Genomic DNA, 2,705 nt, shown 5'->3' on the forward strand with positions numbered 1-2,705 from the left:
CGAGCGGTTTCACAACCCACGAATGCGTCGTAGAGTCGCCCGGCAAGATTTGAAGTTTTCAGCCCTTTTCAAACCGTCCGTGGAAATGGGGTAGAACCCGCATCAGCTTGACGGGGTCGTACAGCTGGTCTTCAAAGAACCTGACTTTCAGCTGCGCTCGGTGTTCTTCATAGAGATGAAATGCCTCGACGTACCCTTTGGCCATTGAGCTGTACTGGCGTGCTTCGAACACGTCTTCGGGGTTATCCGTGCTCGATTTGACCAGCAGCAAAAAGGAGATGAATCCATCTATAAGCTCCTTGTCTGGTGTGACGTTGCTGCCGTTGATGGCTTTAAAAACCCGCGTAAAAGCGTCCTTGGCAATCTTCGTCCGCAGATGATCCTTGGGTTCTATCCTGGCCTCTGGGAGCAACCCACTCTGGACAAGTCGATTGACGATCTTGTTGCCCATCGAGTTGAACGTTCTGATTTCTGGCGCAGTACCTTGGACTGCCTGCTCGAATCGCCGCCGGAACGATAGGGCGGCGTCCCTATTGAACATGACTACGGCGATATGGGCTGGGCTGAAGTCTCGCAGGAGATGTCTGACGCGGCCGATCAGTGTCTCGGTTTTTCCCGAGCCGGCTACTGCCGCCACAATTGCGTGGGCACCCGGGTGCTCAATGACCTGCAGTTGCTCTTTCGTGTATGTCCGCTCTGACATCGCTCGCTGCCCAATTTGAAACGAGGAACACCATTCTTTCCGGTAGAGTGCTGGCCGCCGCCTAGCCTGAGAGATACTGCTGGCCGGTTGGTCTGTCCTGGGCTAAGTGGACACTGACTTTAGGTGGATGGACTACCCCCGGTACGATAGACATCCCCGGCCTACGCTCGGGCGAGATACTAAGTAGGAGCCCATCCTTTCTAGGATGGGCTCCTCAGGGGGGCTTCGAGTCAGTGCACCTGGCACTCTTGCGTGAACTCTTCGAGCATGTCGTGAGTCACCAGCGCCTCGGTGTTTTCGGCGTGTACTGCATCGGACTTCTTCTGCACGCAGGCATCGACGTCACTATTGGAGGCTTCTGCCGATGCAACGGTGTTTAGCTCGTCGGTGTTCACTTCCAGGCCATAGTCGGATTTTGCGTTCGCGACCTGACCAGGTGCTGGCATGTCTACCAACTGCTCGAATCGGGCTACGAAACGGTCGCCAAAGTAGGTGCTGGCTTCTTCGAAATCGCGCTCGTCACGAACAGGCCATGGCCATTGATTTCTGTCCGGAATCAGAGCCACCTTGCCGGGGTACTTGGCACTCAACTCCGGCGGCAGAGTCAACAGCAACTGTTTCACAACGCCGGCTTTCCAGACGATGATCGCCTTGAGCTCGCCTTTATTGTCGAACAGACGCTCGTGACCATCTTTGACTACACCGGTGGGGCCGTAGTTTTCGATAGTGACTCCCTGGTATTCACTATCTTTATTGCCCGCAGCCCAGACAGTCGCGGTAGCTTTAATCAGACGGCCTTTGTCCCACTGCAACTCTCGGATGACGTTGCCGTTGTCATCCCAGTACTGTTCCTCCCCGTCTTTACTCATGTCGCTGTCCATGTACTGATTTACATCGTCGCTCAGTGCAAGCAGGTTCACGTGATGTTCACGCTTGCCAGTGCTGTAGCTGTACTTGTCGATGGTACGAGAGCGAATTTTGCCGTTTTCGAACACGCTCAACTCGGTGACTTCGCCCTTCGGCGTGAACTTTTTCTGAACGCCATCCTGGACACCGTTGAAGTAATGCTGCTCGCTTTCGATGTAGAAGTGGCCATCGGCAATACTGAGCGTTTTCTGAGTGCCGTGCAGTTGGTCGTTTAGGTACGTACGCATCTGCGTGCCACGGTTGTCGAAGCCAGTCCGCTTGCCTGCCGTCCACTCCAGATCAGCGATCAGCGTTTTACCTGAGTCATCCCAGGCACGTTCACGGCCATCCAGCTTACCTGCAGTGTAGTGAGCTTCGAGAATCTTCTCTCCTGTCTTGGGACTGAACTGCTCTTGAAGGCCGTCCTGTAGGCCGTTGGCCCAGTTGCCAGAGAATGTCTTCTTGCCGGACGCAGGATCGAACTTCTCGTCCTTACCGTTGCGTTTGCCGGCAGAAAACTCCCCAGTGGCCAGCACCTTGCCGTTGTTGTCAGAGCAGATCACTTCCCCGTCAGGCAGGCCTTTCTTGATATCCATAGCGCAGGAGCCGAGGCTGATGACACCGAGAAAATTCATCGGGTAGTTCAGGACGCGGCCAGTAAAGGGATCGTCTGCATGCACCTTGTAGATCAGACCCTGGATATCCTGGGTTTGGCGAGCATCGACCTCTTCGTCGAAGCAGCCAGAAAGACTAAGGGCAGCTATGGCGATTGTGCTCAAGGCAAAACTACGGCGGGTATTTTCTAACACCAGAATCTCCTTATTCATGGGCCGGTTAGTACCGGTCTGGCAGGCTCAAGATTGCGCAGTTTAGGGCGATTCAAAGGGCTGATGTCAATTTGATGCTGCGCGTTCGCCAGTAATGTTCCAATGACTCGCACTTGCACCAAGGATCTGTATGCAGGGCGCACTCAGGTGCAAGGAAAAGTCTGGGCGGTTGCAGAAGCTGAGTGCAACACGGTTACTGGATTGAAGCAGGTGCATCATGCTGCAACGCCACTACCTCTGTCATGACCTCAATCGGGCATTTCCAATTG

At 54.5% G+C, this 2,705-nt stretch carries 2 protein-coding genes; both read right to left on the bottom strand.

From position 1 onward, the window contains the following. Window positions 1–58: 58 nt before the first annotated feature. Complete coding sequence (locus A9513_RS22930) at window positions 59–703, bottom strand: UvrD-helicase domain-containing protein (protein WP_065327791.1); 645 nt, start codon at window positions 701–703, stop codon at window positions 59–61. 230 nt (window positions 704–933) lie between these two features. Next, window positions 934–2,436, bottom strand: a complete 1,503-nt coding sequence (locus A9513_RS22935) for a toxin-antitoxin system YwqK family antitoxin (protein WP_141678489.1) — start codon at window positions 2,434–2,436, stop codon at window positions 934–936. Between the last annotated feature and the right edge of the window lie 269 nt (window positions 2,437–2,705).

This window comes from Pseudomonas sp. AU12215 (assembly GCF_001675465.2).
In the GTDB taxonomy this organism is placed as follows: Bacteria; Pseudomonadota; Gammaproteobacteria; order Pseudomonadales; family Pseudomonadaceae; genus Pseudomonas; species Pseudomonas nitroreducens.

Coding starts and splice junctions, on each gene's coding strand:
- A9513_RS22930 (WP_065327791.1), bottom strand. CDS start 703: ATGTCAGAGCGGACATACACGAAAGAGCAACTGCAGGTCATTGAGCAC.
- A9513_RS22935 (WP_141678489.1), bottom strand. CDS start 2,436: ATGAATAAGGAGATTCTGGTGTTAGAAAATACCCGCCGTAGTTTTGCC.